This window comes from Streptomyces sp. NPDC048637, from assembly GCF_040650675.1.
Taxonomy (GTDB): Bacteria; Actinomycetota; Actinomycetes; order Streptomycetales; family Streptomycetaceae; genus Streptomyces.
Window position 1 is genome coordinate 73,992 of the sequence record NZ_JBEZHQ010000009.1, and the last position, 24,758, is coordinate 98,749.

At 72.4% G+C, this 24,758-nt stretch carries 16 protein-coding genes; 14 read left to right on the forward strand and 2 right to left on the reverse strand.

Translation table 11 applies throughout. The features are described 5' to 3' along the window. Positions 1-2 precede the first annotated feature (2 nt). Positions 3-1,391, reverse strand: coding sequence for an FAD-binding monooxygenase (locus AB0C46_RS14605; RefSeq protein WP_362828163.1), 1,389 nt, complete (start codon positions 1,389-1,391; stop codon positions 3-5). Positions 1,392-1,637: 246 nt separating this feature from the next. Here AB0C46_RS14605 and AB0C46_RS14610 point away from each other — a divergent pair, with 246 nt between their 5' ends. The 14 genes from AB0C46_RS14610 to AB0C46_RS14675 all read left to right on the forward strand — a co-directional run bounded on the left by AB0C46_RS14610 (position 1,638) and on the right by AB0C46_RS14675 (position 23,811). After that, positions 1,638-2,909: a cytochrome P450 gene (locus tag AB0C46_RS14610; protein ID WP_362828164.1), complete on the forward strand. Its 1,272-nt coding sequence runs from the start codon at positions 1,638-1,640 to the stop codon at positions 2,907-2,909. Continuing rightward, on the forward strand, positions 2,906-4,123 hold the full coding sequence (locus AB0C46_RS14615) for a cytochrome P450 (RefSeq protein WP_362828165.1): 1,218 nt from the start codon (positions 2,906-2,908) through the stop codon (positions 4,121-4,123). The genes AB0C46_RS14610 and AB0C46_RS14615 overlap by 4 nt, the downstream gene beginning before the upstream one ends. 111 nt (positions 4,124-4,234) lie before the next feature. Then, positions 4,235-4,699 carry a PaaI family thioesterase gene (locus AB0C46_RS14620; protein ID WP_362828166.1) on the forward strand — a complete coding sequence of 155 codons (465 nt, stop codon included), beginning with the start codon at positions 4,235-4,237 and terminating at the stop codon, positions 4,697-4,699. A 10-nt stretch (positions 4,700-4,709) separates the two neighbouring features. Further along, positions 4,710-5,345, forward strand: a complete 636-nt coding sequence (locus AB0C46_RS14625; RefSeq protein ID WP_362828167.1) for an HAD family phosphatase — start codon at positions 4,710-4,712, stop codon at positions 5,343-5,345. A gap of 151 nt (positions 5,346-5,496) precedes the next feature. Further along, on the forward strand, positions 5,497-6,438 hold the full coding sequence (locus AB0C46_RS14630) for a LysR family transcriptional regulator (protein ID WP_362828168.1): 942 nt from the start codon (positions 5,497-5,499) through the stop codon (positions 6,436-6,438). A gap of 69 nt (positions 6,439-6,507) precedes the next feature. Continuing rightward, a complete protein-coding gene (locus AB0C46_RS14635; RefSeq protein ID WP_362828169.1) occupies positions 6,508-8,355 on the forward strand; it encodes an AMP-dependent synthetase/ligase in 1,848 nt (615 codons plus the stop codon). 208 nt (positions 8,356-8,563) lie between these two features. Further along, the gene (locus AB0C46_RS14640) at positions 8,564-9,799 is read left to right on the forward strand and encodes an NAD(P)/FAD-dependent oxidoreductase (protein WP_362828170.1); all 1,236 of its coding nucleotides are present in this window, start codon (positions 8,564-8,566) and stop codon (positions 9,797-9,799) included. A gap of 56 nt (positions 9,800-9,855) precedes the next feature. Continuing rightward, positions 9,856-10,467, forward strand: coding sequence for an SGNH/GDSL hydrolase family protein (locus AB0C46_RS14645; RefSeq protein WP_362828171.1), 612 nt, complete (start codon positions 9,856-9,858; stop codon positions 10,465-10,467). Positions 10,468-10,502: 35 nt separating this feature from the next. Then, entirely contained in the window at positions 10,503-16,613 is a 6,111-nt protein-coding gene (locus AB0C46_RS14650) for an SDR family NAD(P)-dependent oxidoreductase (protein WP_362828172.1), read from the forward strand. Next, positions 16,610-18,646 carry a beta-hydroxydecanoyl-ACP dehydratase gene (locus AB0C46_RS14655; protein ID WP_362828173.1) on the forward strand — a complete coding sequence of 679 codons (2,037 nt, stop codon included), beginning with the start codon at positions 16,610-16,612 and terminating at the stop codon, positions 18,644-18,646. The genes AB0C46_RS14650 and AB0C46_RS14655 overlap by 4 nt, the downstream gene beginning before the upstream one ends. Next, entirely contained in the window at positions 18,640-20,232 is a 1,593-nt protein-coding gene (locus AB0C46_RS14660; RefSeq protein ID WP_362828174.1) for a PfaD family polyunsaturated fatty acid/polyketide biosynthesis protein, read from the forward strand. The genes AB0C46_RS14655 and AB0C46_RS14660 overlap by 7 nt, the downstream gene beginning before the upstream one ends. Beyond that, on the forward strand, positions 20,229-21,941 hold the full coding sequence (gene accD, locus AB0C46_RS14665) for an acetyl-CoA carboxylase, carboxyltransferase subunit beta (RefSeq protein WP_362828175.1): 1,713 nt from the start codon (positions 20,229-20,231) through the stop codon (positions 21,939-21,941). Before AB0C46_RS14660 ends, accD begins: the two co-directional genes overlap by 4 nt. After that, on the forward strand, positions 21,938-22,471 hold the full coding sequence (locus tag AB0C46_RS14670; protein ID WP_362828176.1) for a biotin/lipoyl-containing protein: 534 nt from the start codon (positions 21,938-21,940) through the stop codon (positions 22,469-22,471). Before accD ends, AB0C46_RS14670 begins: the two co-directional genes overlap by 4 nt. After that, positions 22,468-23,811 (forward strand): acetyl-CoA carboxylase biotin carboxylase subunit, encoded by a 1,344-nt coding sequence (locus AB0C46_RS14675; RefSeq protein WP_362828177.1) that lies wholly within the window; start codon positions 22,468-22,470, stop codon positions 23,809-23,811. Before AB0C46_RS14670 ends, AB0C46_RS14675 begins: the two co-directional genes overlap by 4 nt. A 66-nt stretch (positions 23,812-23,877) precedes the next feature. Here AB0C46_RS14675 and AB0C46_RS14680 read toward each other — a convergent pair whose 3' ends face one another. Continuing rightward, positions 23,878-24,708, reverse strand: coding sequence for a carbohydrate ABC transporter permease (locus AB0C46_RS14680; RefSeq protein ID WP_362828178.1), 831 nt, complete (start codon positions 24,706-24,708; stop codon positions 23,878-23,880). Positions 24,709-24,758 lie beyond the last annotated feature (50 nt).

The window sequence follows — 24,758 nt, forward strand, 5'->3', positions numbered from 1 at the left end:
GATCACCTCGTGGTCGTACCGGAGTTCGGGCGGGGGTGCGTACGGGAGTCCGCCAGGCGGCTCGGGACGGCGCCGCCGTGGCGCAGCACCCGCAGCACGGTGGGCGGGGCGAGCAGCGCGGTCGGGGGAAGGGTGAGGTTCGCGACGCGCATGAAGGCGCGGGCGACCGCCGGATCCCGGTGCGCGGCCACCTGCGCGCGGGTGACGTACGCACTGACGATGCGGGAGCGCGTGGTGCGCGGCCCGACGACTCCGGGGTAGCGCAGGTCCGAGCCGGTGGACAGCTGCCAGGCGACGTCGACGACGGCGGCGACCTCGCGGTGGAAGCGGTCCGGGGTGAGCCGCCCGTCCCGCAGCAGGTCGCGGAGGACGAGGGCCTGCTGGGCGGCGACGGTCATGCCCTGCGCGTAGAGCGGGTTGAAGCTGCTGACGGCGTCGCCGAGGACGAGGAAGCCGGCCGGTGGGGCGGGGATTCGGTCGTATCTGCGGCGCAGTGAGCCGCGGAAGCGGTGCGGCACCGGGTCGTCCAGCGGCTCGGCGTCCCGGACGATGCCGTGGACGTCGCCGACCGGGAGCGTGGCGGCGAACGCCTCGAACCCGGCGGGGTCGGTGGGCGGGTGATCGCCGAGCATGCCGGCGAGGGTGACGTGCCAGCGGTCGCCCTCCAGGGTGATCGCGCCGCCGCCGCGCCGCCCGGGCATGGTGGAGACAACGACGGCGAGGTCGCCGTCGAGGTGGTCCGGGCGGCGGCGGTAGGTGCGGGAGGTGTAGCCGAGATCGATGTCGATGCGCTCTTCCGCGGGCCGCTGGTGGCCGAGCGCGGCCAGCCAGTCGGGAGCCCGGGAGGCGCGTCCCGTCGCGTCCACGACCAGGTCGGCGTGGAGCGCCGCATCCCCGTCGGCAGCCGTCTCGCCGCGCCCGGCGGCCAGGCGTACGCCGGTGATCCGGCGGGCTCCCGCCGGGCCGTCCGCCAGCAGGCCGGTCGCGGTGCGGCCGGTGAGCAGCTCGACGCCCGGCAGGGCGACAGTCCGTTCGCGGATCGCGCTCTCCAGCAGGGGCCTGCCGGCGAGCAGCGTGGTCAGCCCGGTGGACGTCGGGTGGACGCGCAGCCCGGAGAGGTACCAGCGCGACTCGCGCAGCACCTCGGTGGTGGGCGCGCCCGCCGCCGTGAGCTGCTCGGTCAGCCCCGGGTAGAGCTCCTCCATGATCTGCCGGCCGCGTTCCATCAGCCCGTGCAGATGCCTGCCCTGGGGAGCGCCCCTGCGCTGGCCGGTGCCTGAGATGTCGTCACGTTCGACGAGCACGACGCGGTCGAAGGAGGCCGCGAGCACCCGGGTGGCCAGCAGCCCGGCGATACTCGCGCCGATCACCACAGCGCAGCGTTCCGACATGCTCCGCCCCTTTCTCTCTCGCAGAAGTCCGGTCTGGGGCAGGGCCAAATCTGGCCGGACGCGTCGGGAGAGGCAATGTGCTCGGGCCTTTACCTATCGCGTCATTGGCAGGTGGGCACAGAGCTGTTTTGTCGGCACGTATTCAGGGCGAATTCACCTGACGCCAGGAGGGTGACCCGCATCGATCGGCCCGGGGTCCCCTGTCCCCAGGGCTTTCGCGGCAACCGGCGGGAGATGACTCCTGAAGTGAATACTGCGACCGACAGCGACGAGAGGCCGGCCGAGCCGTCCGCGACCGATGTCGCGATGGCCGAGCTCTTTCTTCCCACTCATCGCGCCGACCCTTATACGCCGGCCCGGAAACTGCGCGAGGCCGGTCCCGTACACCGCACCCCGCTGGGTCTGCACCTGCTGACGCGCTACGCGGACTGCGCCTCGGTCCTCCAGAGCAACGACTGGAGCCACGCCGACGAGGCAGGTCAGCTGCACCCGAGCGTCTCGGCCGAGGAGGCGGCGGAGGAGCTGCCCACCTCGTTCCTGTGGATGGACCCGCCGGACCACACGCGGCTGCGCACGCTGGTGTCGAAGGCGTTCACGCCGCGCACCGTGGCGAGCCTGCGCCCCCGGATCGAGCAGCTGGTCACCGGCCTGGTCGACGCGGCCGTCGAGGCCGGGGAGTTCGACCTGATCGACCTGATCGCCTACCCCCTGCCGCTCACGGTGGTGTGCGAGCTGGTCGGCGTACCGGCGGCGGACCACAAGGCGGCGCAGCAGTGGTCGCAGGACCTCGCCCGCGGCTTCGACCCGGACGTCCTGATGACCCCGGAGGCGCAGACCGCGCGCAGCACCGCGTCGCGCGCGTTCCTGCGCTACTTCCGCGAGCTGATCGACAAGCGTCGCGCCACGCCCGCGGACGACCTGCTCAGCGCGCTGGCCGCGGTGGAGGACCGCGGCGATGTGCTGACCGAGACGGAGCTGCTCACCACCTGCGTCACCACGCTGGTGGCCGGGCACGAGACGACCGTCAATCTGGTCGGCAGCGGCCTGCTGGCGCTGATGCGCAACCCCGGCGAGATGGCTCGCCTGCGCGAGCACCCGGAGTACGTGCCCAGCGCGGTGGACGAACTGCTGCGGTACGAGCCCCCGGTGCAGCTGACCACCCGGTCCGCCAAGCGCGCGATGACGCTCGGGGGGCAGCGGATCGAGGAGGGCGAGGGCGTGGTGGTCCTGATCAACTCGGCGAACCGCGACCCGGAGGCGTACGCCGATCCGGACCGTCTCGACGTCGCCCGCTACCACGACCGCAGCGCGCCACCGCCCCGGCACCTGGGTTTCAGCCTGGGAATCCACTACTGCCTGGGCGCCCCGCTGGCCATGCTGGAGATGGAGATCCTGCTGCACGAGCTGATCCGCCGGGTCGGCACGATGGAGCTGCTGACGGACGAACCGCCGTACAAGCCCAATCTGATCGTGCGCGGACTCTCCGAGCTCCCGGTGCGGTTCGGGGCGCTGTCGTGACCGGCACGGTCCCCGCCGAACTGGACGTCTTCCGGCCGGAGCTCCGTGCGAACCCCTTCGACGCGTACCGGTGGCTGCGGGAGCGCGGGCGCGTCCACGCGACCGGGTTCGGTATCCATCTGGTGCCCCGGTATGCGGACTGCTCCGCGGTGCTGGCCGACCCCGACTGGGGGCACGGCTACACGGCGGGCATCAATCCCTTCCGGCCCGGCGTGGACGTCTCCGGACTGCCGGGCTCGTTCCTGCTGCTCGACCCGCCGGAGCACGGCAGGCTGCGGTCGCTGGTCGGCAAGGCGTTCACCAGCCGCGCGGTGGCGGCGCTGCGGCCGCGGATCACCCGGATCGTGGATGAGCTGCTGGACGCCGCGCTGGAGGCCGGTGAGGTCGACCTGGTGCGGGCGCTGGCGTATCCCGTTCCGCTGACCACCATTTGCGAGCTGCTGGGCGTGCCCGCCGCCGACCGGGAACTCTTCGGCGCCTGGACGGGCGACATCAGCCGGGGCCTGGACCCGGACGCTGTGCTGAGCGACGAGGAGAAGGCGGCACGGCAGGTGGCGGTGCGCGCGTTCGACGGCTACTTCCGCGACCTCATCGAGTTCCGGCGCACAGCTCCGGGTGAGGATCTGCTCAGTGAGCTGGTGGCCGTCGAGGAGAGCGGAGACCGGCTGACCGCGAAGGAGATCGCCGACATTGGCGTGCTGCTGCTGATCGCGGGCCACGAGACGACGATGAACCTGATCGCGAGCGCTGCCCTTTCCCTGCACCGGAACCCGGCGCAGCGTGCGCTGCTGTGCGAGGACCCGACGCTCGTCGCCGACGCGGTCGAGGAGTTCCTGCGCTACGACACCCCGGTGCCGTTCCCCACCCGGGTCGCGATGCGCGACACCACCCTCGCCGGGCAGGAGATGCCGCGCGGCACCGGCGTGGTGCTGCTGCTGGGCTCCGCCAACCGCGACCCCGAGGTGTTCGCCGACCCGGACACGCTGGACGTCCGGCGCTTCTCCCGGGGCGGCGGCACGCAGCGGCAGCTGGCGTTCAGTCACGGCCCGCACTTCTGTCTGGGCGCGCCGATGGCGCGGCTGGAGAGTGAGATCACTCTGCGGCGGCTGTGCGAGCGCGCCCCGGACTTCGCCGTGCTGACCGACGAGCCCTCCTACCGGCCCAGCGTCTCGATGCGGGGACCCGCCGAGCTGCCGGTCCGGCTGTTCGGATGACCGGCCGACCGTCTCACCACCGGCCGACCGGCCGACCGGCCGACCAGCACCCCGAACCACTGACCGGCAGACCGCCAAGCCGCCAAGCCGCCAACCCGAAGGAAGCATCCCGTGACATCCTCGACGGAGGACGCGCCCACCGCGGTGGAGCGCCGTATCAATGAGCTGACCGCGCTGCTGGACAAGGGTTTGTCCGACGGCATCGGGGTCGGGGACTCGCTCGGCGTGAGGTGCGCCGAGCTGGGCGAGGGACGGGCGGTCTACACGCTCCGGCCGAGCCCCGCGCAGGCGAACGCCATGCTGACCGTCCACGGAGGCGTGCTGTCCACACTGATGGACACCGCGATGGGCAGTTCCGTCTTCACCCGGCTGCCGGACGCCACGGTCTACACCACCCTCGAACTCAAGGTGAACTTCGTCCGCTCGGTCGCGCTGGACGCCGGCGAGCTGCGCTGCGAGGCGAGCACCGTGCACGTGGGGCGGCGCACCGCGACCGCACAGGCGCACGTCTACAACGCCGAGGACAAGCTGGTCGCGCACGGCACCTGCACCTGCCTGGTGCAGTCCTTCGGCTGAGAAGGCGGGGATGATGTCCGAAGTTACGGTGGTATGGGCCGACTTCGGCGGAGTGCTCACCCCGCCGGTCGGGACCGCGCTGCGGCAGGTGGCCGACGCAGCCGGGATACCGGTGACCGAACTCCTGGCCGGAATTCGCCGGTTGGCGGACCGGGACGGTGTGGATCTGCTGGAGCTGCTCGAACGGGGCCGGATCACACAGCGCGAGTGGGGCCGCCGGCTGACGGCCGAGCTGGCTCCGGCGTGGGTTCCGCGCATCGATCTGGGGGATTTCGGCGACCACTGGTACGCGGACCGGCCGCTCAACAGGCCCCTCTACGAGATGCTGACCGGGCTGCGCCGACGGGGGTTCCGGCTCGGCATGCTGACCAACAGCGTGCGCGAGTGGGAGGTGCACCGGGCCGCGATGATCCCTGATCAGACGGTGTTCGACAGGGTGATCAAGTCGCATGAGACCGGTCTGCGCAAGCCGGATCCGGAGATCTACCGGCTCGCGGAGGAGGCGTTCGGTGTCGCCCCGCGGGAGTGCCTGCTGATCGACGACACGGGCATCAACTGCTCGGCCGCGGCCGACAGCGGCTGGCGGACCGTACACCACGTCGACAACGGCACGACCCTGGCGGCCCTGGGCGAACTGCTCGGCTGAACCGTCGGGGGACGGGTCGGGGGACGGAAGGGGGGAAGGGCCGGCGGTGGCATCCCATGCCAGGTGGCCCGCCTCCATCCAGGTGCGATTCACCACAGGTTTGCCCAGGCCCATGAGCATGTCGGCCATACCTGGCGTGCGGAGGCCCACGATGGAATTCAGACACCTGGCGTCCTTCCTGGCGATCGCTGAGGAGCTGCACTTCGGCCGTGCGGCCTCGAAGCTACATCTGACTCAACCGTCACTCAGTCAACAGCTACAACGACTGGAGAAAACCCTAGGTGTGGAACTGGTCGCCCGGACCTCGCACGAAGTCCGGCTGACCCAGGCCGGACGGGCGTTCGAGATGCAGGCCCGGACGATCGTCGCCCAAGTCGACAAGGCGGCTCTGACCGCACGCGAAGCCGCGGCCGGACGGACCGGCACGATCAACGTCGGCTACAACTTCCCGGCCGGGCAGCACGTCCTGCCCACGACCCTGGCGAAGATGAGCGCCGATTTCCCCGATGTCACCGTCGGGCTGTGCGAGCAGCGGACCGGTCCGCAGCTGCACGCGCTCGCGGCGGGCGATCTGGACGTCGCGCTGGTGTACGGGCACCCGGTCACCTCCGAGTTCCGCTACCGGCGGCTGCTCCAGGTGCCGCTGGTCGCGGTGGTCGGCCAGGGGCACCGGTGGGCCGGGCGGCCCGGCGTGCCGTTCGCCGAGGTGGCGCACCACCCGTGCATCCTCTTTGCCCGCGACCAGTGCCCCGCCATGTACGACGCGATCCTGGCGTCGGCGCAGCGCTGCGGGATCTCGCTCAATGTCGCGCACACGCTGAACGACCCGGGGGCGACGGCGATCGTGGTGTCGGTCAAGCCGCTGGTCGGTTTCGCCTCGATCTCCCGCGGGCTGTCCGTCGGTTCGCACGCGGGCGGGACGCGCCCGGCCGTGGTGCAGCTGTACGACCCGGTGCCGACGATCGACCTGTGCGCGGTCTGGCGGGCCGTGGACGGCAGCCCGCTGGTCGAGGCCTTTCTGGACTGCATGGAGGCGGTCCGGCCTTTCGACTGCCCCGGCACCGCCCAGACCGAATCGAAACTGCTGCGATAGACAACGCCAACCGCTCGTTCAGAAAATACGCGTTGCCGGTCCCCGGCGGGTAGTCGAGAATTTTGCCATGTGACGACAGTTTCTTATTCCAGGAATGGTCTCGACCTCCCCGACGAACATGGCCTGTTCTCTGTTCTGGACCGTGCGGCCGCCGCGGACCCGGACCGTATCGCGTTGGCCACGAAGAAGGAAACCGGCTGGCAACACATCAGTATCCGCGAATTCACCGAACAGGTGAATTCTGTGGCCCGCGCACTGCTGGCGCACGGCGTGGAGTCCGGCGACCGCGTCGCGGTGCTCGGGCGCAACTCCTACGAGTGGGTGCTCGCCGACTTCGCCGTCCTCAGCATCGGGGCGGTCACCGTCCCGGTCTACCCCACCGCCTCCGAGCACCAGATGCGGCACGTGCTCACCGACTCCGGGGCGTCCTGGTACTTCGCCGAGACGCTTCAGGACCGGGACCGGCTCAAGGCGGCCGGTGCCACCGGGGTGTGGCTGATGGCCGAGGTGCACCAGTGGAAGGTCACCGGGCACGAGAACGCGCTCCGGGAGCGCAGGCACCGGGTCCGCGCCGACGACCTGGCGACGATCGTCTACACCAGCGGCACCACCGGGCTGCCCAAAGGCTGCATGCTCACCCACCGCAACATGTACGCGTCCTCCGCCAACACCGTGGAGCAGACCGGGTGGCTGTTCCGCCGCGCCGCCGAGGACCCGTCGGCCGGGCAGGCGGCCACACTGCTCGCCCTGCCGCTGTCCCATGTCTTCGGCCGGACCATCCTGCTGTCCTGCCTGTGCGGCGGCACCCGCACCGGGCTGGTGCCCGGGATCCCCGAGCTGCTCGCCGAACTGCCGGTCTTCCAACCGACCTTCCTGGCCCTGGTGCCCTACGCGCTGGAGAAGATCCGCAAGCGCAGCCGCGCGCTGGTCGACCCCGCCGCGGAGGAGACCGCCATCGCGGTGGGCCTCGCCGGCGCTCACGGGACGACCGTCGACGCCGCGGTGGCCGAGGCGCACCAGGCTCTGGACCAGGACACGTTCGCGCGGCTGCGGGAGAGCTTCGGCGGCCGCTTCCGGTATGTCATCGCGGGCGGGGCGTCGCTCGACGAGACGACCGCGGCCTTCTACTCCGGGGTGGGCGTGACCGTACTCAACTGCTACGGGCTGACCGAGGCGGCGACCGCGGTCACCGTCAATGCGCCGGGCACCAACCGGATGGGCACGGTCGGCAGGCCGATCCCGGGCACCACCGTCGGCATCGCCGAGGACGGGGAGGTGCTGGTGCGCGGCGGCAACGTCTCGCCCGGCTACTGGCCGTCGGGACAGCGGAAGGCCGCCGGCGCCGCGGCGACCGACAGCACGGCCACCGCCACCGGGCCCCTGGGTCCCGGAACCCGTGGCACCGGAGCCGCCGGGACCGCGTCCCCCGCCGCCTTGGCACAGCCGTGGCTGCACACCGGCGACCTCGGCCGGCTCGACGACGACGGCCATCTGGTCATCACCGGGCGGGCCAAGGAGATCCTGGTGACCAGTGGCGGGAAGAACGTCTCCCCCACCCCGCTCGAAGACCGGATCCGGCTGCACCCGCTGGTGAGCAACTGCCTGGTTCTCGGGGAGAACCGCAGCTATGTGACCGCCCTGGTCACCGTGGATCGCGCGGTGCTGGCGCAGTGGAACACCGACCACGGCCTCGACCTCGACGGCGCCGGGTGGACGGAGCACCCCGCGCTGCTCGCGGAGATCGAGACGGCGGTCGAGGACGCCAACTCCCTGGTGTCCCGTGCCGAGTCCATCCGGCGCTTCCGGGTCCTCGACAGCGACTTCACGGTGGAGTCCGGGCTGCTGACCCCTTCGATGAAACTCCGCAGGGCGGCCATCGAGGAATCCTTCGCGGCCGATGTCGCCGCGCTCTACTGACCGGTCATTCGGGACCGATCTAGCCGTCGGGTAAACCGCACCAAAACACAGGTCACCGGATCCGCTTCTTTCCTTTCAAGGGCGTTTCCTATTCCCGTCTTCATTGCTCCGGCTAATCGAATGATGGGTTCCCATTCTTGACGTTGACCGCATTTTCCGGCGGTCGACAGAATCGCTTGTATCGACTTCACCTCAGGAGCGAGATCACATGTATGACGTCATTGTCGTGGGTGCGCGCTGCGCCGGTTCACCGGTGGCCATGCTGCTCGCCCGCCAGGGCTACCGCGTCCTGGTGCTGGACCGGTCCACGTTCCCCAGCGACACCGTCTCCACCCACTACATCCACCAGGCGGGGCTCTCCCGGCTTCAGGCATGGGGGCTGCTCGACCGCGTGATCGCCAGCGGTGTGCCGCCGATCCGGCAGCTCAACTTCTCGTACACCGGAATCGACATCGTCGGGTTCGCCGACCCGATCGACGGCATCGACGCCGTCTACTGTCCGCGGCGCACGGTGCTCGACGCCATCCTGGTCGACGCCGCCCGCGAGGCGGGGGCCGAGGTGATCGAGGGGGTCACGGTCACCGACGTGCTGTTCGCCGACGGCCGTGTGGTCGGCGTCAAGGGACGCGAGAACGACGGCCCCGAGCACGAGTTCCGCGCCTCCTTCGTGGTCGGCGCCGACGGCCGCAACTCCGTCGTCGCGGACAAGGTGGGCGCCGAGATCTACCGCAGCGTCCCCGCCGCCTGCTTCGTCTACTACTCGTACTTCGAGGGTCTCGACTGGGGCATGCACCACAACACCGCCTTCACCGAGCAGCAGATCGGCACCTGGCCGACCAACGACGGGCAGAACCTGCTGGCCGTCATGCGGAAGAACGAGCGCTTCGGCGACTTCCGGCGCAATGTGGCAGGCAGCTTCCAGGAGGTCTACGACCAGGTCGCCCCCGAACTCGGCGAGCAGCTGCGGGACAGCGGTGTGCGCACCGAGAAGTTCCGGCCGATGCGCTACCCGGACAACTACTACCGCACCTCGCACGGCCCGGGCTGGGCGCTGGTCGGTGACGCCGGTTACCACAAGGACCCGTTCACCGGCTGGGGCATCACCGACGCGTTCAAGTACGGCGAGCTGCTCGCCGGGCAGCTGCACCTCGGGCTGTCCGGTGAGCGGCCGGTGGACGACGCGGTCGCGGAGTACGCCAAGCTGCGCGACGAGCAGAGCAACGGCACGTTCGAGCTGACCTGCACGCTGTCCGAACTGTCCCTGACCCCGTACTACGACTCGGTGTTCCGCGCGGCCGCCCAGAGCCCCAAGTACTCCGCGCAGTTCCTCGGCCTCATCGCGGGCGGGATCCACGGTGACGAGTTCTTCTCCCCCGCCAACCTCGAAGCGCTCTACGAGGAAGTCGGCTTCCCGCAGGACAAGCGCCTGCTCACCCAGGTCTGACGGGCACCTTCACCCACCTGGCCGGGTTGCCGGTCGGACGATCGAGAGGACACCCCATGCCGGCGATCCGGCTCACCGTGCTCGGCGACAGCTTCGTGGAGGGCAGAGGAGACCCCGCGCCCGGAGACGGGTTCCGCGGCTGGGTCTCCCGGTTCGCCGGCTGGCTGAACCTGCCGCGCGGGACCCTGCTCAACCTCGGCGTGCACGGCGCGACCACGCAGGACGTGGTGGACGGCCAGCTGCGCCGCGCCCTGGTCAACAAGGCCCCGCTGACCGGGGTCATCGTCGGGGTGAACGACCTGATCGGCGACTACGACCAGGTGCGCTTCCGGCGCAATCTGCACACCATCTTCAGCTCGCTGGCGGGCGCGGACACCACCGTGCTGACCGCCGGCTACCCGGACATTCCCGGAAACCTGCCGCTCCCGGACCTCTTCCGCAACCAGATGCGCGAGCGCTTCGCCGAGGCGAACGCGGCACTGTACGACGTCACGCGGGCCACCGGCACCCTCTGCCTGGGCCTGGACCGGCTGCCGGAGTGGCGCGAACCTGCGCTCTGGTCCGAGGACGGTCTGCACCCCAGCCCGCTCGGCCACCAGCGCTTCGCCGATTCCATGGCCGACCTGTTCTCCCATGCCACCGGCATGACCGCCCTGAACGCCGCCTGATCGCGGCCGTACGCACTTTTCCCGGAAGGAAAGACATGAGCGAGGAGTTGGCCGACCGGCGGCTGGCCCGCACCCCGATCGCCATCGTCGGCACATCGGGGCTGTTCCCGATGGCGCGCAACCATCGCGAGTACTGGCAGAACGTCGTCGACGGAACCGACTGCACCCAGGAGGTGCCGGAGTCGCGCTGGCGTCTGGACGACTACTACGACGCCGACCCGGACGCGCCGGACAAGACCTACTCGCGGCGCGGCGCGTTCCTGCCCGACGTGGACTTCAACCCGCTGGAGTTCGGGCTGCCGCCCAACCAGCTCGAAGTCACCAGCACCATGCAGACCCTCAGCCTCGGCGTGGCACGCGACCTGCTGCACGACGCGGGCGCCCCGGAGTCCGGCTGGTATGACGCCTCCCGGACCGGCGTGGTGCTGGGCACCACGGGCCCGGTGCCGCTGATGCACCCGCTCGCCGCGCGGCTGTCCACCCCGGTGCTCAAGGAGGTGGTGCGCAGCTGTGGGCTGACCGCACAGGACGCCTCCGAGATCGCCGAGAAGTACGTCAAGGCGTTCGCGCCGTGGCAGGAGAACTCCTTCCCCGGTCTGCTGGCGAACGTGGTCGCCGGGCGGGTGGCGAACCGCCTCGGCCTCGGCGGTATGAACACCACGGTCGACGCGGCGTGTGCCGCGTCGCTGTCGGCGATCCGGCTCGCGGTGGCCGAACTGGTCGACGGCCGGGCCGACATGATGCTCACCGGCGGAGTGGACACCGAGAACACCATCTTCATCTACATGTGCTTCTCCAAGGTCGGGGCGCTGTCGAAGAGCGACCGGATCAGCCCGTTCTCCGACGAGGCGGACGGCACCCTGCTCGGCGAGGGCATCGGGATGGTCGCCCTGCGCCGCCTGGACGACGCCCTGCGGGACGGGAACCGGATCTACGCGGTGATCCGGGGCATCGGCTCGTCCAGCGACGGCCGGTCGAAGAGCATCTACGCCCCGCGGGCCGAGGGCCAGCGGGTCGCGCTGGACCGCGCGTACGCCGACGCCGAGTGCTCCCCCGCATCGGTCGAGCTGTTCGAGGCGCACGCCACCGGCACCGCCGTCGGCGACCGCACCGAGCTGAGCGCCCTGAGCGACCTGCTGCGCGACGCCTCCGAAGAGGAGCACTTCGCCGCCCTGGGCAGTGTGAAGTCGCAGATCGGGCACACCAAGGGCGCGGCCGGCACGGCGAGCCTGATGAAGCTCGCCTTCGCGCTGCATCACAAGGTGCTGCCGAGCACCATCAACGTCGACGAGCCGAACAAGGCCGTCGACTTCGCCGACGCCCCGTTCTACGTCAACGTCAAGACCCGGCCGTGGATCCTCGACCCGCACCGGCCCGTCCGCCGGGCCGGCGTCTCCGCGATGGGCTTCGGCGGCACCAACTTCCACATCGTGCTCGAAGAGCGGCCGGCGGAGTGGAAGGAACGGCGGGTGCTGCACCGCACGGCGCGGGCGCATCTGTGGCACGCCCCGGACGCATCGGCCCTGCTGGAGCTGCTGCGCTCGGACGCGCCGTCCTCGGACGCCGCGGACTTCCCCGCCGAGCACGCCAGGGCCGGCTTCGTCGCCTCGGACGACGAGACGGCGGCCGACCTGCGCGCGCTGGCCGTCGAGCAGCTCGCCGCCGATCCGGCCGCCGAGGAGTGGACGCACCCGCGGGGCGTGTACTTCCGCCGCCGGGCCGCGCCCGAGGTGAAGGTCGGCGCGCTGTTCGCCGGGCAGGGCAGCCAGTACCTCGACATGGGGCTCGACGCGGCGCTGAACAACCCGGTCGTCGCGGGTGCCTTCGACGAGGCCAACGCCGCCTTCTCCGGCGCGGAGACCCGGCTCGGCAAGGTGGTCTTCCCGCCGCCGGTGTTCGACGCCGAGCTGCGCCAGCGCCAGGAGGCGTCGCTGCGCCGCACCGAGCACGCGCAGCCCGCGATCGGCGCGCTGTCGGCCGGTCAGTTCCGCTACCTCGCCGAGCTCGGCCTGTCCTGCTCGGCACTCGCCGGGCACAGCTTCGGCGAACTGACCGCGCTGTGGGCCTCCGGTGCGCTGTCCGATGAGGACTACTTCACGCTCGCCCGGGCGCGCGGCACCGCCATGGCCCCGGTGGGCGACGAGGACACCGGCACGATGGCGGCCGTGCAGGCCGGCCGCGAGCAGGTCACCGAGCTGCTCAAGGACTTCCCCGATGTGGTGATCTGCAACAACAACGCTCCCGACCAGGTGGTCGTCGGCGGTCCCACCGAGGATGTCGGGCGGCTGGTCGAGGTCTGCGCCGGCCAGGAGGTCACCGCGCGGTTGCTGCCGGTCTCCGCGGCGTTCCACACCCGCTACGTCGCGCACGCGGTGGACGCCTTCCGCCCGGCCGTGGCGGCGGCGCGCGTCGGTGAGCCGGCCGTGCCGGTGCACGCCACCACCCCCGGCGCCGCGTACGGCGCGGACGCCGAGGGCAACGCGGAGACCCTGGTCCGGCAGCTGCTGGAGCCGGTGGACTTCGTGGCCGCGCTGCGGTCGATGCGCGAGGCCGGGGTCAACGTCTTCGTCGAGTTCGGGCCCAAGCAGGTGCTGACCCAGCTGGTGCGCCGCACCCTCGGCGACGAGGTGCACGCCTTCGCCACCGACGGCGGCCCGCTCGGCGACAGCGACACGGCGCTGAAGCAGGCCGCGGTGCGGCTCGCGGTGCTCGGCGTCCCGCTGGCCGAGATCAACCGGTACGCCGAGCCGCCGGCCGAGCCCGCCGCCCCCGGCGGCATGACCGTCTCGCTGTCGGCGCCCGAGTACGTACCCGAGGAGCGCGCCACGGCGTACCGGGAGGCGCTGGAGAGCGGCTACCGGGTCCCGGCCCCGATGGCCGAGCCGTCCGCCCCGGCCGCTGTGGAAACGGCACCGGCCAACGGGGCGCCGGTGCCGTCCGGAGACGCTCGACCGCTGCCCGCGAGCGGCGCGCCGAGCACCCGTCTGCCCGTCCCCGTCACACCTACCGTCGCCTCACTGGAGAACACCGTGCACAATCCGCTCGAACAGCATCTCGCGCTGCACACCCTGTACCTCGAAAGCCAGTTGCAGGTGGCGGACCAGGTGGCCGGCGCGCTGCGGCAGCCCGCCCAGCCGCACACCCCGGAGGCCCTCACCGCCGTCGCCCAGCAGAGCGTCGCCATCGGCCGGGCCCACGCCCGGGCGAGCGAGATCCTGGCCACCCTGGCGGAGCTGGACGCCGGGGTGCCCAACGGCGCGTACACCGCCGCGCCGCGGCCCGTGACGGCCGGCGCCCTCGACGCGGAGTTCCCCGAGCTGCTCGGCGCGCCCGCGCGGCCCGAACTCGCCGTCCCGGCACCGGCACCGGCGCCGACCCCGGCTCCCGCCCCGGCCCCGGCCACCACGCCCGCTCCCGCCCCAGTCGCCGTCCCCGAGCCCGCTCCGGCCCCCGCCGAGCCGTCGGCGAACGGCGGCTCCGCCGGCGTCGACGACGTACGCACTGTGCTCGTCGAGGTGATCGCAGCGAAGACCGGCTACCCGGCGAACATGATCGACCCGACCATGGACCTCGAAGCCGACCTCGGCGTCGACTCCATCAAGCGGGTCCAGGTGCTGGGCTCCATCCAGGAGCGGATCCCGGGCGTGCCGGAGATCCGGCTGGAACAGCTCGGGGAGTTGCGAACAGTCGATCAGATCGCCGACTACCTGGCCGGAGAGGGTGATGTCGACCCAAAAGGCCGTGACGCCGGGGCGCGCGCGCCCCGGCACGTCGTCGAGCTCGTGGGCCTGCCCGCGGTCGACGTGATCGAGCGGCCCTACCCGGCGGAGCCGGTCGCGGTGCTCTTCGACGAAGGCGGTGCCGACGGCGACGCGCTGGCCGCCGCCCTGGCGGACCAGGGCTGGACGGTCCGCAGGGCGGCACCGACGGCCGCAGCCGCCGCCGAGGCGCTGGCGGACCGTGTCGACCTGTGCGTCACGCTGGTCGACGCGGCCGAGGACTGGGCGGCGGCGCGGCAGCGGCTGACCGGTGTGATCCTGATCGCCGGGCAGGCCGCCGACGCGCTCAACCCCGCTGACGGACGGGCCGGGTTCGTCACCGTCACCCGGCTCGACGGCGGCCTCGGCCTGCACGGGCGGCGCGGCGCGGTCGGGTCCCTGGTGGGCGGTGTCGGCGGGGTCGTGAAGACCCTGGCGGCCGAGCGGCCCGCGCTGTTCTGCCGGGCGATCGACATCGACCCGGCCCGGTCCGGGGCCGAGTTCACCGCCGCGGCACTCGCCGAGATCCGCGACGCGGCCCGGGACACCCTTGAGGTGGGGGTCGACGAGCACGGGGCCCGCTGGACGGTGGTGCCCGGCACACACGGCGAGGCGCGCCGCGTCAGCACGGTGGACTCCCACGGCGGCCTCGGGGCGACCGCGCTGACCGCGGCGGATCTGCTGCTGGTCACCGGCGGCGCCCGGGGCGTGACTGCCGAGTGCGTCCGCGCGCTCGCCGAGCACGCGCCCGCCCGCTTCCTGCTGCTCGGCCGCACCGAGCTGGAGCCCGAGCCTGACTGGGCTGCCGGAGTCGCCGACGCCGACCTCAAGCCCGCGGTGATCGCCGGTCTCGCCGCGGACGGCGGCCGGCCCACCCCGCGCGAGGTGCAGCGGGTGCACGGCGGGCTGCTGGCCCAGCGGGAAATCCGCGCCACGCTGGCCGCGTTGGGCGACCGCGGTGAGTACCTCGCCGTCGACACCACCGACCAGGCTGCCGTCCGCACGGCGCTGGAGGGACACCGCGACCGGATCACCGGCGTGGTGCACGGCGCCGGTGTACTTGCCGACGCGCTGCTGCCGGACAAGACACCGGAGCAGATCGAGCGGGTCCTCGCGCCCAAACTCGACGGGCTGCGCCATGTGCTCGACGCGCTGGACGGCGCCGCGCTGCGCCACCTGGTGCTGTTCACCTCGGTGGCGGGCCTGCTCGGCAACCCGGGACAGGCCGACTACGCCGCGGCGAACGAGGCACTGTGCCGGTTCGCGGCCGGGTGGCGGCAGGCGCATCCCGACGCGCGGGGCACCGCCATCGACTGGGGTGCCTGGGACGCCGGCATGGTGACTCCCGATCTGCGGGAGCTGTTCACCGCCCGGGGCATCCCGCTGCTCGATCCCCGGGTCGGCGCGCGGGCGTTCGTCGAGGAGTTCACCGGGCCGCCCTCCGCCGAGGTGTGCGTGCTGGTCGGTGAGAACACCGCCCTCGGCGGTCGGCAGTCCGTCGCCGCTCCGGCGTTCGCCGCCCACCGGGACCTCGCCGGCGTCGAGGCCGACGAGGTCATTCAGGCACACCGGATCGGCGACCACCCGGTGCTCCCCGCCACCTTCGGCCTCGGCTGGCTGGTCGGCGTCGTGGAGCGGGCCCACCCGGGCCTGCGGGTCGTGCGGGCCCTGGACTTCCAGGTGCACAAGGGCATCGTCTTCGACGGGGCGCCGCACGGCGGCTACCGCGTCGAGGCCGAGGCCGGTGCCCCGGACGGCGACGAGGTGCTCGTACGGGCCGCGGTGCGCAGCCAGTCGGCCGCCGGCCCTCTGGTCTCGCACTACGCGGGGACGTTCCTGCTCTCGGCGGAGACGCCCGAGGCGCCGGTCATCGACGTCCCGCCGGTCACCGAGGGGCCCGAGGACGCCCTGGAGATCTACCGCGAGGCCACCCAGTTCCACGCGCCGCGCCTCCAGGGCATGCGCCGGGTGCTCGCCCGCTCGGCGGACCGCCTGGTGCTGCTGTGCCGCCTCGCCGACGCGGACGTGGCCGCTGGGGCGTACCACGGGCGGCTGCACAGCCCGGTTCTCGCGGACGTCCTGCTCCAGGGCCCGCCGGTGCTGGGCAAGGAGCTGCTCGGCGGCGCCTGTCTGCCGCTGGGCATCGGCCGGGCCGAGTGGTTCGCCCCGCTGCCCGACGACGAGCCGTTCGTCCTGGTGCTGGACGAGGCGCGGCAGGCGGCCGGCGCGGTCACGGTGACCGCCACCGCGGCCACGGCGGACGGCCGGGTGCTGTGTCGCTTCGCCGACGTCAGCGTCGTGTCCACCAGGGACATGACGGACAAGTTCCGCGAGTCGGTACGGCGGTGGCACCAGCCGGCCGGCCAGGAGGAGACGAGCGCGTCATGACCGAAGTCCTGGAGTTCGTGGGCGAGCCGTTCGACGCGGTCGCCTGGACCACTCCCCCGCCCGAGCCGGCTCCCCGGCACGACGCCGCGCCCGAGCCCGGCCCCGTGGCCCGGCCCGAACCGGCTTCACCCCACACCCAAGAGGCGGCCGTACAGGCCGTCCCGGCCCCGGCCGAGAGCGCGCCGCCGGCCGCCTCCACCCTCGCCGAACTGCGAACGGTCCTGGTCAGCGCGCACTCGGGCGCGCTCCGCGCGCAGGCGGCGCTGCAGCGCCGCCTGCTGGGCCTGCCCGGCCGGGCCGCCGCCTCCGGCGTGCTGGTCCGGGTGTCCGACGAGGCAGCGTTCAAGCCCCTGGCCCGTTCCGCGGTGACCCGGCTGGGCGCCACGGAGCTGCGGCGGCTGGCCGTCGGCGACCTCGCGGAGGTCTTCGGCGCCGGGTACGACCAGGAGGACTGCAACCCCGAAGTCCGCCTGGCGGCCGGTGCGGAGCTCGCGCTGGCCGAGGTGACGGCTCTTCAGCTGCGCGGCGGCGCGGGCCGCCGCGGCCGGGTACTGGCGCGCCGCGTACCGGGCGCCGACCCGGTCGACGCGGCCGTGCAGGCCGCCCAGGTGTTCGCCCTGTACACCGGGTTGCACCTGTGCCTCGCCGACGCGCGGTTCGTCCGCGTCGACCCGCAGGTCACGCGGATCGAGCAGTCGGCGGAAGCGGACGGCGACGACGCCGTCGAGGTCGAGGTGGAGTGGATCGACCTGGTACCCAGGCCCGGGCTGCGGGTCCGCGCCCGCTGCGGCGGGACGCTGGTGACCGACGTCGCGGTCGCCCTGCACGAGCGGCCCGGGGTGCCGGTCGGCCCCGAGCGCGGCGGCTTCCCCGCCAGGTGGCTGGGCCGCATGAGCTCCCTCGGCGAACGGGTGCTGCTGAGCGAGTTCCAGCTCGCCCACCTCGCCCGGGGCGACCAGGGCATCGCGCTCGGCCCGGAGTTCGCCCATTACACCGGCATCAAGGCGACCCGGATTCCCACCGGCGGGCTGCTGCTCGTCGACCGGATCGTCACGCTGCAGGGCGAGCGCGGCAAGCTCGACAGCGCGACATACCGGACCGAGTACGACTCCCCCGCCGACTCCTGGTACTACGCGGACACCGCCAACGCGTCCATGCCGAACTGCGTCTACATGGAGACCTCCCTCCAGTCGGCACTGCTGATCGGCTACCACCTCGGCGCCACGCTGAGCCGGCCGGACGAGACGCAGAGCCTGCGCAACCTCGGCGGCACGGCCACCGTGCTGCGCGAGGTCGACCTGCGGGACACCACCATCCGGCAGGACTCGGCGCTGGTGGGCACCACCGACATGCCCGGCTCGACGCTCCAGAGCTTCACCTACACGCTCAGCGCGGACGGTGAGCCGTTCTATGCCGGGGAGACCCTGTTCGGCTACTTCAGCGAACAGGCGCTGGCGAACCAGACCGGTCTCGACGCCGGCCGCTCGGTGCCGACCTGGCTGGAGCAGAACCCCGGTTCCGGCATGCGCACCCTCGACGTGGCCGCCCGGCGTGCCGACCCGGCCGCACCGCTCTGCTCCCGCGACCACCTCTCGCTGCTGGACGATCTGACCGTGGTGGACGGCGGCGGCCAGTACGGCAAGGGCTATCTGCACGCCGAGCGGACGATCGACCCGGAGGACTGGTTCTTCGCCCGCCACTTCCACCTGGACCCGGTGATCCCCGGGTCGCTCGGGGTCGAGACGGTCATCCAGGCGATGCAGGAGTGGCTGCTGGACTCCGGGCTCGCCGACGGCATGCGCGACCCGGGCTTTGTGCTGCCGGTCGGCGTGCCGTTCACCTGGAAGTACCGGGGCCAGTTCCTGCCCACCGACGGCAGCTCCACGCTGGAGGTGCACGTCAAGCAGGTCCAGCGCAAGTCCGGGCGGCTGCGCCTCACCGCCGACGCCAGCATGTGGAAGCCGGGGCTGCGCATCTACGAACTCACCGACATCGCCGTCGAACTGCGCGAGAACGGAGCGGCACCGTGGTGACACCGACCGACCGGGAGGCGGGGACCGCCCGTGACTCCGCGGCGATCTACCGCGAGCTGAACCTGCTGGACCGTCCGGTCTTCGTCGTGCGCGACGAGGTCGGCGTCGGTGTCACCACCGACGCCGGGCTCGCCCGCCGGGCGCAGGTGCTGGCCGCCGTGCCGGCCCTGCCGCCGGAGTCGCTCGGCGACCCGGCGTTCCGCGCCGCGCACGGGGTCGGCCACGCCTACCACGGCGGCGCCATGGCCAACGGCATCGCGTCGGCCGACATGGTGATCGCCCTGGCCAGGGCCGGTTTCCTCGGCTCGTTCGGCGCGGCCGGGGTGCTGACCGACAAGGTCGACGCGGCGCTCGGCCGGATCGCCGGGGCGGTGCCGGGCGCGCCGTACGCCGTCAACCTGATCCACAGCCCGAACGAACTGGCCATGGAGCGGGCCGTGGTGGAGCTGTGCCTGCGTCACCAGGTGCGCTGCGTCGAGGCGTCGGCGTTCCTCGATCTGACGCCGCAGGTGGTGCACTACCGGGCCGCCGGTCTTTCCCGGGACACGGAGGGCCGGGTGGTGGCCGCCAACCGGATCATCGCCAAGGTCTCCAGGGCCGAGGTGGCCGAGCGGTTCCTCCGCCCGGCGCCCGAGGGCATGGTGCGTTCCCTCGCGGAGTCCGGCGCGATCACCGCGGAACAGGCCGAGCTGGCCTTGCGGGTGCCGATGGCGGACGACATCACCGCCGAGGCGGACTCCGGCGGCCACACCGACCGGCGCCCGCTGGTGGTGCTGCTGCCGGAGCTCATCGCGCTGCGCGACCGGATCCAGCGTGAGCTGGCCTACCCGCGCCCGGTGCGGGTGGGCGCGGCGGGCGGTATCGGCACTCCCACCGCCGCCGCGGCCGCGTTCGCGCTCGGCGCCGCGTATGTGGTCACCGGCTCGGTCAATCAGGCCTGCGTCGAGACCGATCAGTCCCCGGCGGCGAAGGACCTGCTCGCCGCCGCCGGGGTGGCCGACTGCGTCATGGCCCCGTCCGCCGACATGTTCGAGATGGGGGTGGACGTCCAGGTGCTCCAGCGGGGCACGATGTTCCCCGGCCGGGCGCGCAGGCTGTACGAGGTGTACCGGACGCACGACTCGATCGAGTCCATCGCGGAGAGCGAGCGTGCCGAGCTGGAGAAGCGTGTCTTCCAGCGGCCGCTGGACGAGGTGTGGGAGGACTGCACGCGGTTCTTCACCGAGCGCGACCCGGAGCAGATCGAGCGCGCGCGGGGCAACCCCAAGCGCCGCATGGCGCTGGTGTTCCGCTGGTACCTGGGGCTGTCCTCGGGTTGGAGCATCCGCGGCGTGCCCGAACGGATGGCGGACTATCAGATCTGGTGCGGGCCGGCCATGGGCGCGTTCAACCAGTGGGTCGCGGGCACGCACCTCGCCGCGCCCGCCAACCGCGCCGTCGCCGAGGTCGCCACGCACCTCATGCGCGGCGCCGCCTTCGCGGCCCGGGCGGGCCAGCTGCGGCTGGCCGGTGTGCGGCTGCCCGCGGACTGTGCGACGTATGTGCCGGCCCCCCTGGCCGACGGCGACCACGAGGACCCGCGATGACGGCGACCCTCTCGGCCGGGCCCGCGGCCTGGCTGGTGTGCGGCCGGTGCTCGGCGATGCTGTACGGCAAGCGGTACGCGCGCGGTGCGCGGGTCTGCCCGGAGTGCGGCTGGCACGGCCCGCTCACCGCCGCCGAGCGCCTCGAACAGCTGCTGGATCCGGAGTCGGCGCGCCTGCTGGACACTGCCGTGTCCGACAGCGACCCGCTGGGGTTCACGGACAGCCGCCCGTACACGGACCGGCTGCGGGACGCCCGGGCGAAAACCGGTATGCCGGACGCGGTGCTGTGCGCCCGGGGCCGTATCGAGGGCAACCCGGTGGTGGTCGCGGCGATGGACTTCCGCTTCCTCGGCGGCAGCCTGGGCGCCAACGTCGGCGAGGCGGTCACCCAGGCGTGCGAGATCGCGCTGCGTGAGCGTACGCCGCTGCTTGTGGTGACCGCCTCGGGCGGGGCCAGGATGCAGGAGGGCATCGTCTCGCTGATGCAGATGGCCAAGACCAGCCAGGCGCTCGGCCAGCTGGACGAGGCCGGGATCCTGACCGTCACGCTGATCAGCGATCCGACGTTCGGCGGCGTGGCCGCGTCGTACGCGACGCTGACCGACGTCATCGTGGCCGAGCCGGGCGCCCGGCTCGGCTTCGCCGGACCCCGGGTGATCGAGCAGACCATCCGCCAGACGCTGCCGCCCGGCTTCCAGACCGCCGAGTTCCTGCTGGAGCACGGCGTGGTGGACATGATCGTGCCGCGGGTGGAGCTGCGCTCTGCTCTGGGGCGGCTGCTGTCGGTCGCCAACCGACGGCCCGACGGCGAACCGCACGAGCGGCCGGCCGAGCGGGTCGCGGTGATCCGCGACCCGGCCGGGCTGCCGGAGCGCGACCCGTGGGAATGTGTGCAGGCGGCCCGCCGCCTGGGCCGCCCCACCACCCTGGACTACATCGGGCTGCTGCTGGCGGACTTCACCGAGCTGCACGGCGACCGCGCCTACGCCGACTGCCCCGCGCTGGTGGCCGGTCTCGGCCGGCTCGACGGGACGTCGGTCGTCGTCATCGGCACGCAGAAGGGGCACACCGCGCGGGATCTGGCCGCGCGCAACTACGGCATGCCGACCCCGGCGGGCTATCGCAAGGCGGCCCGCGTCATGCGGCTCGCGGGCAAGCTCGGCCTCCCGGTGGTCACCTTCGTCGACACCGCGGGGGCCTACCCCGGCATTGAGGCGGAGGAGCACGGCCAGTCGGTGGCCATCGCGGAGAACCTCAAGCTCATGGCGGGGCTGCCGGTTCCGGTGGTGGCCGTGGTGACCGGCGAGGGCGGCAGCGGTGGCGCGCTGGCGCTGGCCTTCGCCGACCGCGTGCTGATGTGCGCCAACGCGGTCTACTCGGTGATCAGCGCCGAGGGCTGCGCCTCGATCCTGTGGAAGGACCCCGCGGCGGCCCCCCAGGCCGCCGCCGCGCTGCGGGTGGATGCCCGTTCCCTGCTGGCCCTGGGCATCGTGGACGGCGTGGTCCGCGAGCCCGGCGACGGCGCGGAGACCGATCACCTGGCCGCCGCCCGGGCGCTGCATGACGCGCTGGCCGACAGCCTGGCCGGGCTGCTCCCGCTGGACCAGATGACCCTGGTGACCGCTCGGCGCGCCCGGTTCCGCCAATTCGGCGCCGGCACGTCGGTGGTGCTGGACGACGATCCCGTCGAGAAGGAGAACGCACGATGAGCGCGACGACCAACAGCGGTGAGGGCGGCACTGCCTTCGTCACGGCGCAGGAGGTGGACCGGGTGGTCGGTGTGCTGTGCGCGCAGGCGGTGGCGCTGTCCACGCGGGAGACCCGGCCACCCAGTCTGGTGCGGGTCACCGCGGGCGAGCTGTCCGTGCAGGTGGAGTGGCGGGACACGGCCCCGTCGTCAGCGGTGGCCTCCGTCGTGGCCGCCGTGGCGCTGCCGCCCGCCGCCCCGGCGGCCGGGGTGGCGGAGGACCCGCCGACGGCGCCACGTCAGGACGATGGCCACCGGGTGTGCGCCCATACGGTCGGGGTGTTCTACCGCGCCCCCGAACCGGGGGCGGAGCCCTTCGTCGTGGAGGGCGATGTGGTCGAGCCCGGCCGCCAGGTGGGCATCATCGAGGCGATGAAGCTGATGATCCCCGTGGAGGCCGACCAGGGTGGCCGCGTCGCCGCGATCCTGGTGGCGGACCACACGGCGGTCGAGCACGGCCAGCCGCTGATCGTGCTTGAGCCGCAGTCATGATCAAGAAGGTACTGATCGCCAACCGGGGCGAGATCGCGCTCCGGATCGCCCGCACCTGCCGCGAGTTGGGCATCGGCACCGTGGCGGCGCACTCGGCGGCGGACCGCGACTCGGCGGTCGTACGGTTCGCCGACCAGTCGGTGCAGATCGGCCCCGGCCCGGCGAAGGCGAGCTATCTGTACGTGCCCGCGGTGATCGAGGCGGCCAGGACCACCGGGGCGGACGCCATCCACCCCGGGTACGGATTCCTCTCCGAGAACCCGGACTTCGCCGAGGTGTGCGAGGCCGAGGGAATCACCTTTGTCGGCGCTCCGGCCTCGGTCATGGAGCAGCTGGGCGACAAGGCGAGCGCACGGGCCATCATGACCGAGGCAGGTCTGCCGCTGCTCCCCGGCAGCCGCCAACCGCTGGAGGGTGACGAGGCGTCGGCGCTCGCCGACCGCATCGGCTACCCGGTCATCCTCAAGGCGGTGGCGGGCGGCGGGGGCCGCGGGATCAGTGTGGTCCGCGACCCTGCCGACTTCGCCGGCGCGTGGCTGCGGACCAGGACCGGCGCCCAGGCGGTGTTCGGCGACGACCGTCTCTATGTGGAGCGGTTCCTGGACTCGGCACGGCATGTGGAGATCCAGGTGCTGGCCGACACCCACGGCAATGTGGTGCACCTCGGCGCCCGCGACTGCTCGTTGCAGCGGCGTCAGCAGAAGCTCGTCGAGGAGTCCCCGGCGCCCGAGCTGCCCGCCGAACTGCTGGACGAGATGGCGGCCGCGGCGGTGCGCGGTGCCCGGGCCGCCGGGTACGTCGGCGCGGGCACCTTCGAGTTCCTCGTCGACCGCGCGGGCGGGTTCTTCTTCATGGAGGTCAACTGCCGGTTGCAGGTCGAACACCCGGTGACCGAGATGGTCACCGGGGTGGACCTGGTTGCCGAGCAGCTGCGTGTCGCGGCGGGCGAGCCGCTCGGGTTTGGGCAGGAGGACGTCCTGCCGCGCGGTGTGTCGATCGAGTGCCGGATCAACGCCGAGGACCCGGCACGCGAGTTCGCGCCGGCCCCGGGACGCCTCACCGAGTGCGTGCTGCCCTCGGGCCCGTTCGTCCGTGTCGACACGCATGTGGGGCCCGGCTATCAGGTTCCGCCGCTGTACGACTCGCTGCTGGCGAAGGTGATCGTCTGGGCCCCGGACCGGGACGCGGCGATCGCGCGCATGCGCCGGGCGCTCGCCGAGACCCACGTCGAGGGCCCCGGCGTGGCCACCACCACGGAGTTCCTCTCCGATGTCCTGGACCACCCGCGCTTTCGCGCGGTAGAGCACGACACCCGGTTCCTGGAAACGCTGACCGTCTGAAGCCCGCAACGCCGGAGGGGCGGGGACCACACACAGTGTGGTCCCCGCCCCTCCGGCATTCGGGGCTCACTTGAGCCCGGAGCGGACAAACGCGTTGACGATATTGCGCTGGAGCACGAGGTACAGCGCGAAGACGGGCAGGCACGCCAGGCCGGAAACGGCCATCAGCGGGCCCCAGTCGGTGCCCTCGGTGCCCATGAAGCTGCGCAGGCCCAGCTGGAGCACGGCGTTGCTGCGCTGCATCACCATGGCCGGCCAGAAGTACTCGTTCCAGGCGTTGACGAAGAGCACGACCGTCAGGGCGGCCAGCGCGGAGCGCAGGTTGGGCACCACGACGGTCCACAGCGTCGTCCAGGACGAGCGGCCGTCCATCGCGGAGGCCTCCAGGAGTTCCCTGGGAAAGCTCTCCAGGTGCTGGCGCAGCAGCAGGACACCGAGCGCCGAGCACAGTGTCGGGACGACGACGCCCACCAGGGTGTTGAGCAGGCCGAGCTGCATCAGCAGCACATAGTTCGGCAGCATGGTGACCTGGAACGGCACCAGCCAGGTCCCGACGAACGCCACGTACAGCAGCCGCTTGAGCGGGAAGTTCCAGGCGGCGAAGGCGTACGCGGCGAGCAGCCCGGTGAGCAGCTGGCCGAGGGCGATGAACGAGGCCATCGCCAGGGTGTTGAACAGCAGGTGCAGCACCTCGACCTGGCGGGCCGCGTCCGTGTAGTTCTGCACCGACAGCGGCCAGGGCAGGGGCGACAGCGAGGAGATGTCGCCGGGGCGGCGCAGTGACGTGGCGTACAGCCAGTAGATCGGGAAGACGCATGCCGCACTGAGCACCGCGAGCACCCCATGGGCGCGCGCGGTGCGCAGGCGTCCGCGGTCGCCGACGGCCTGTTGGGACACTGTGTTGGCTCCTCAGTATTGGTGACGGTCGTCAGATGCGGTGACGGTCC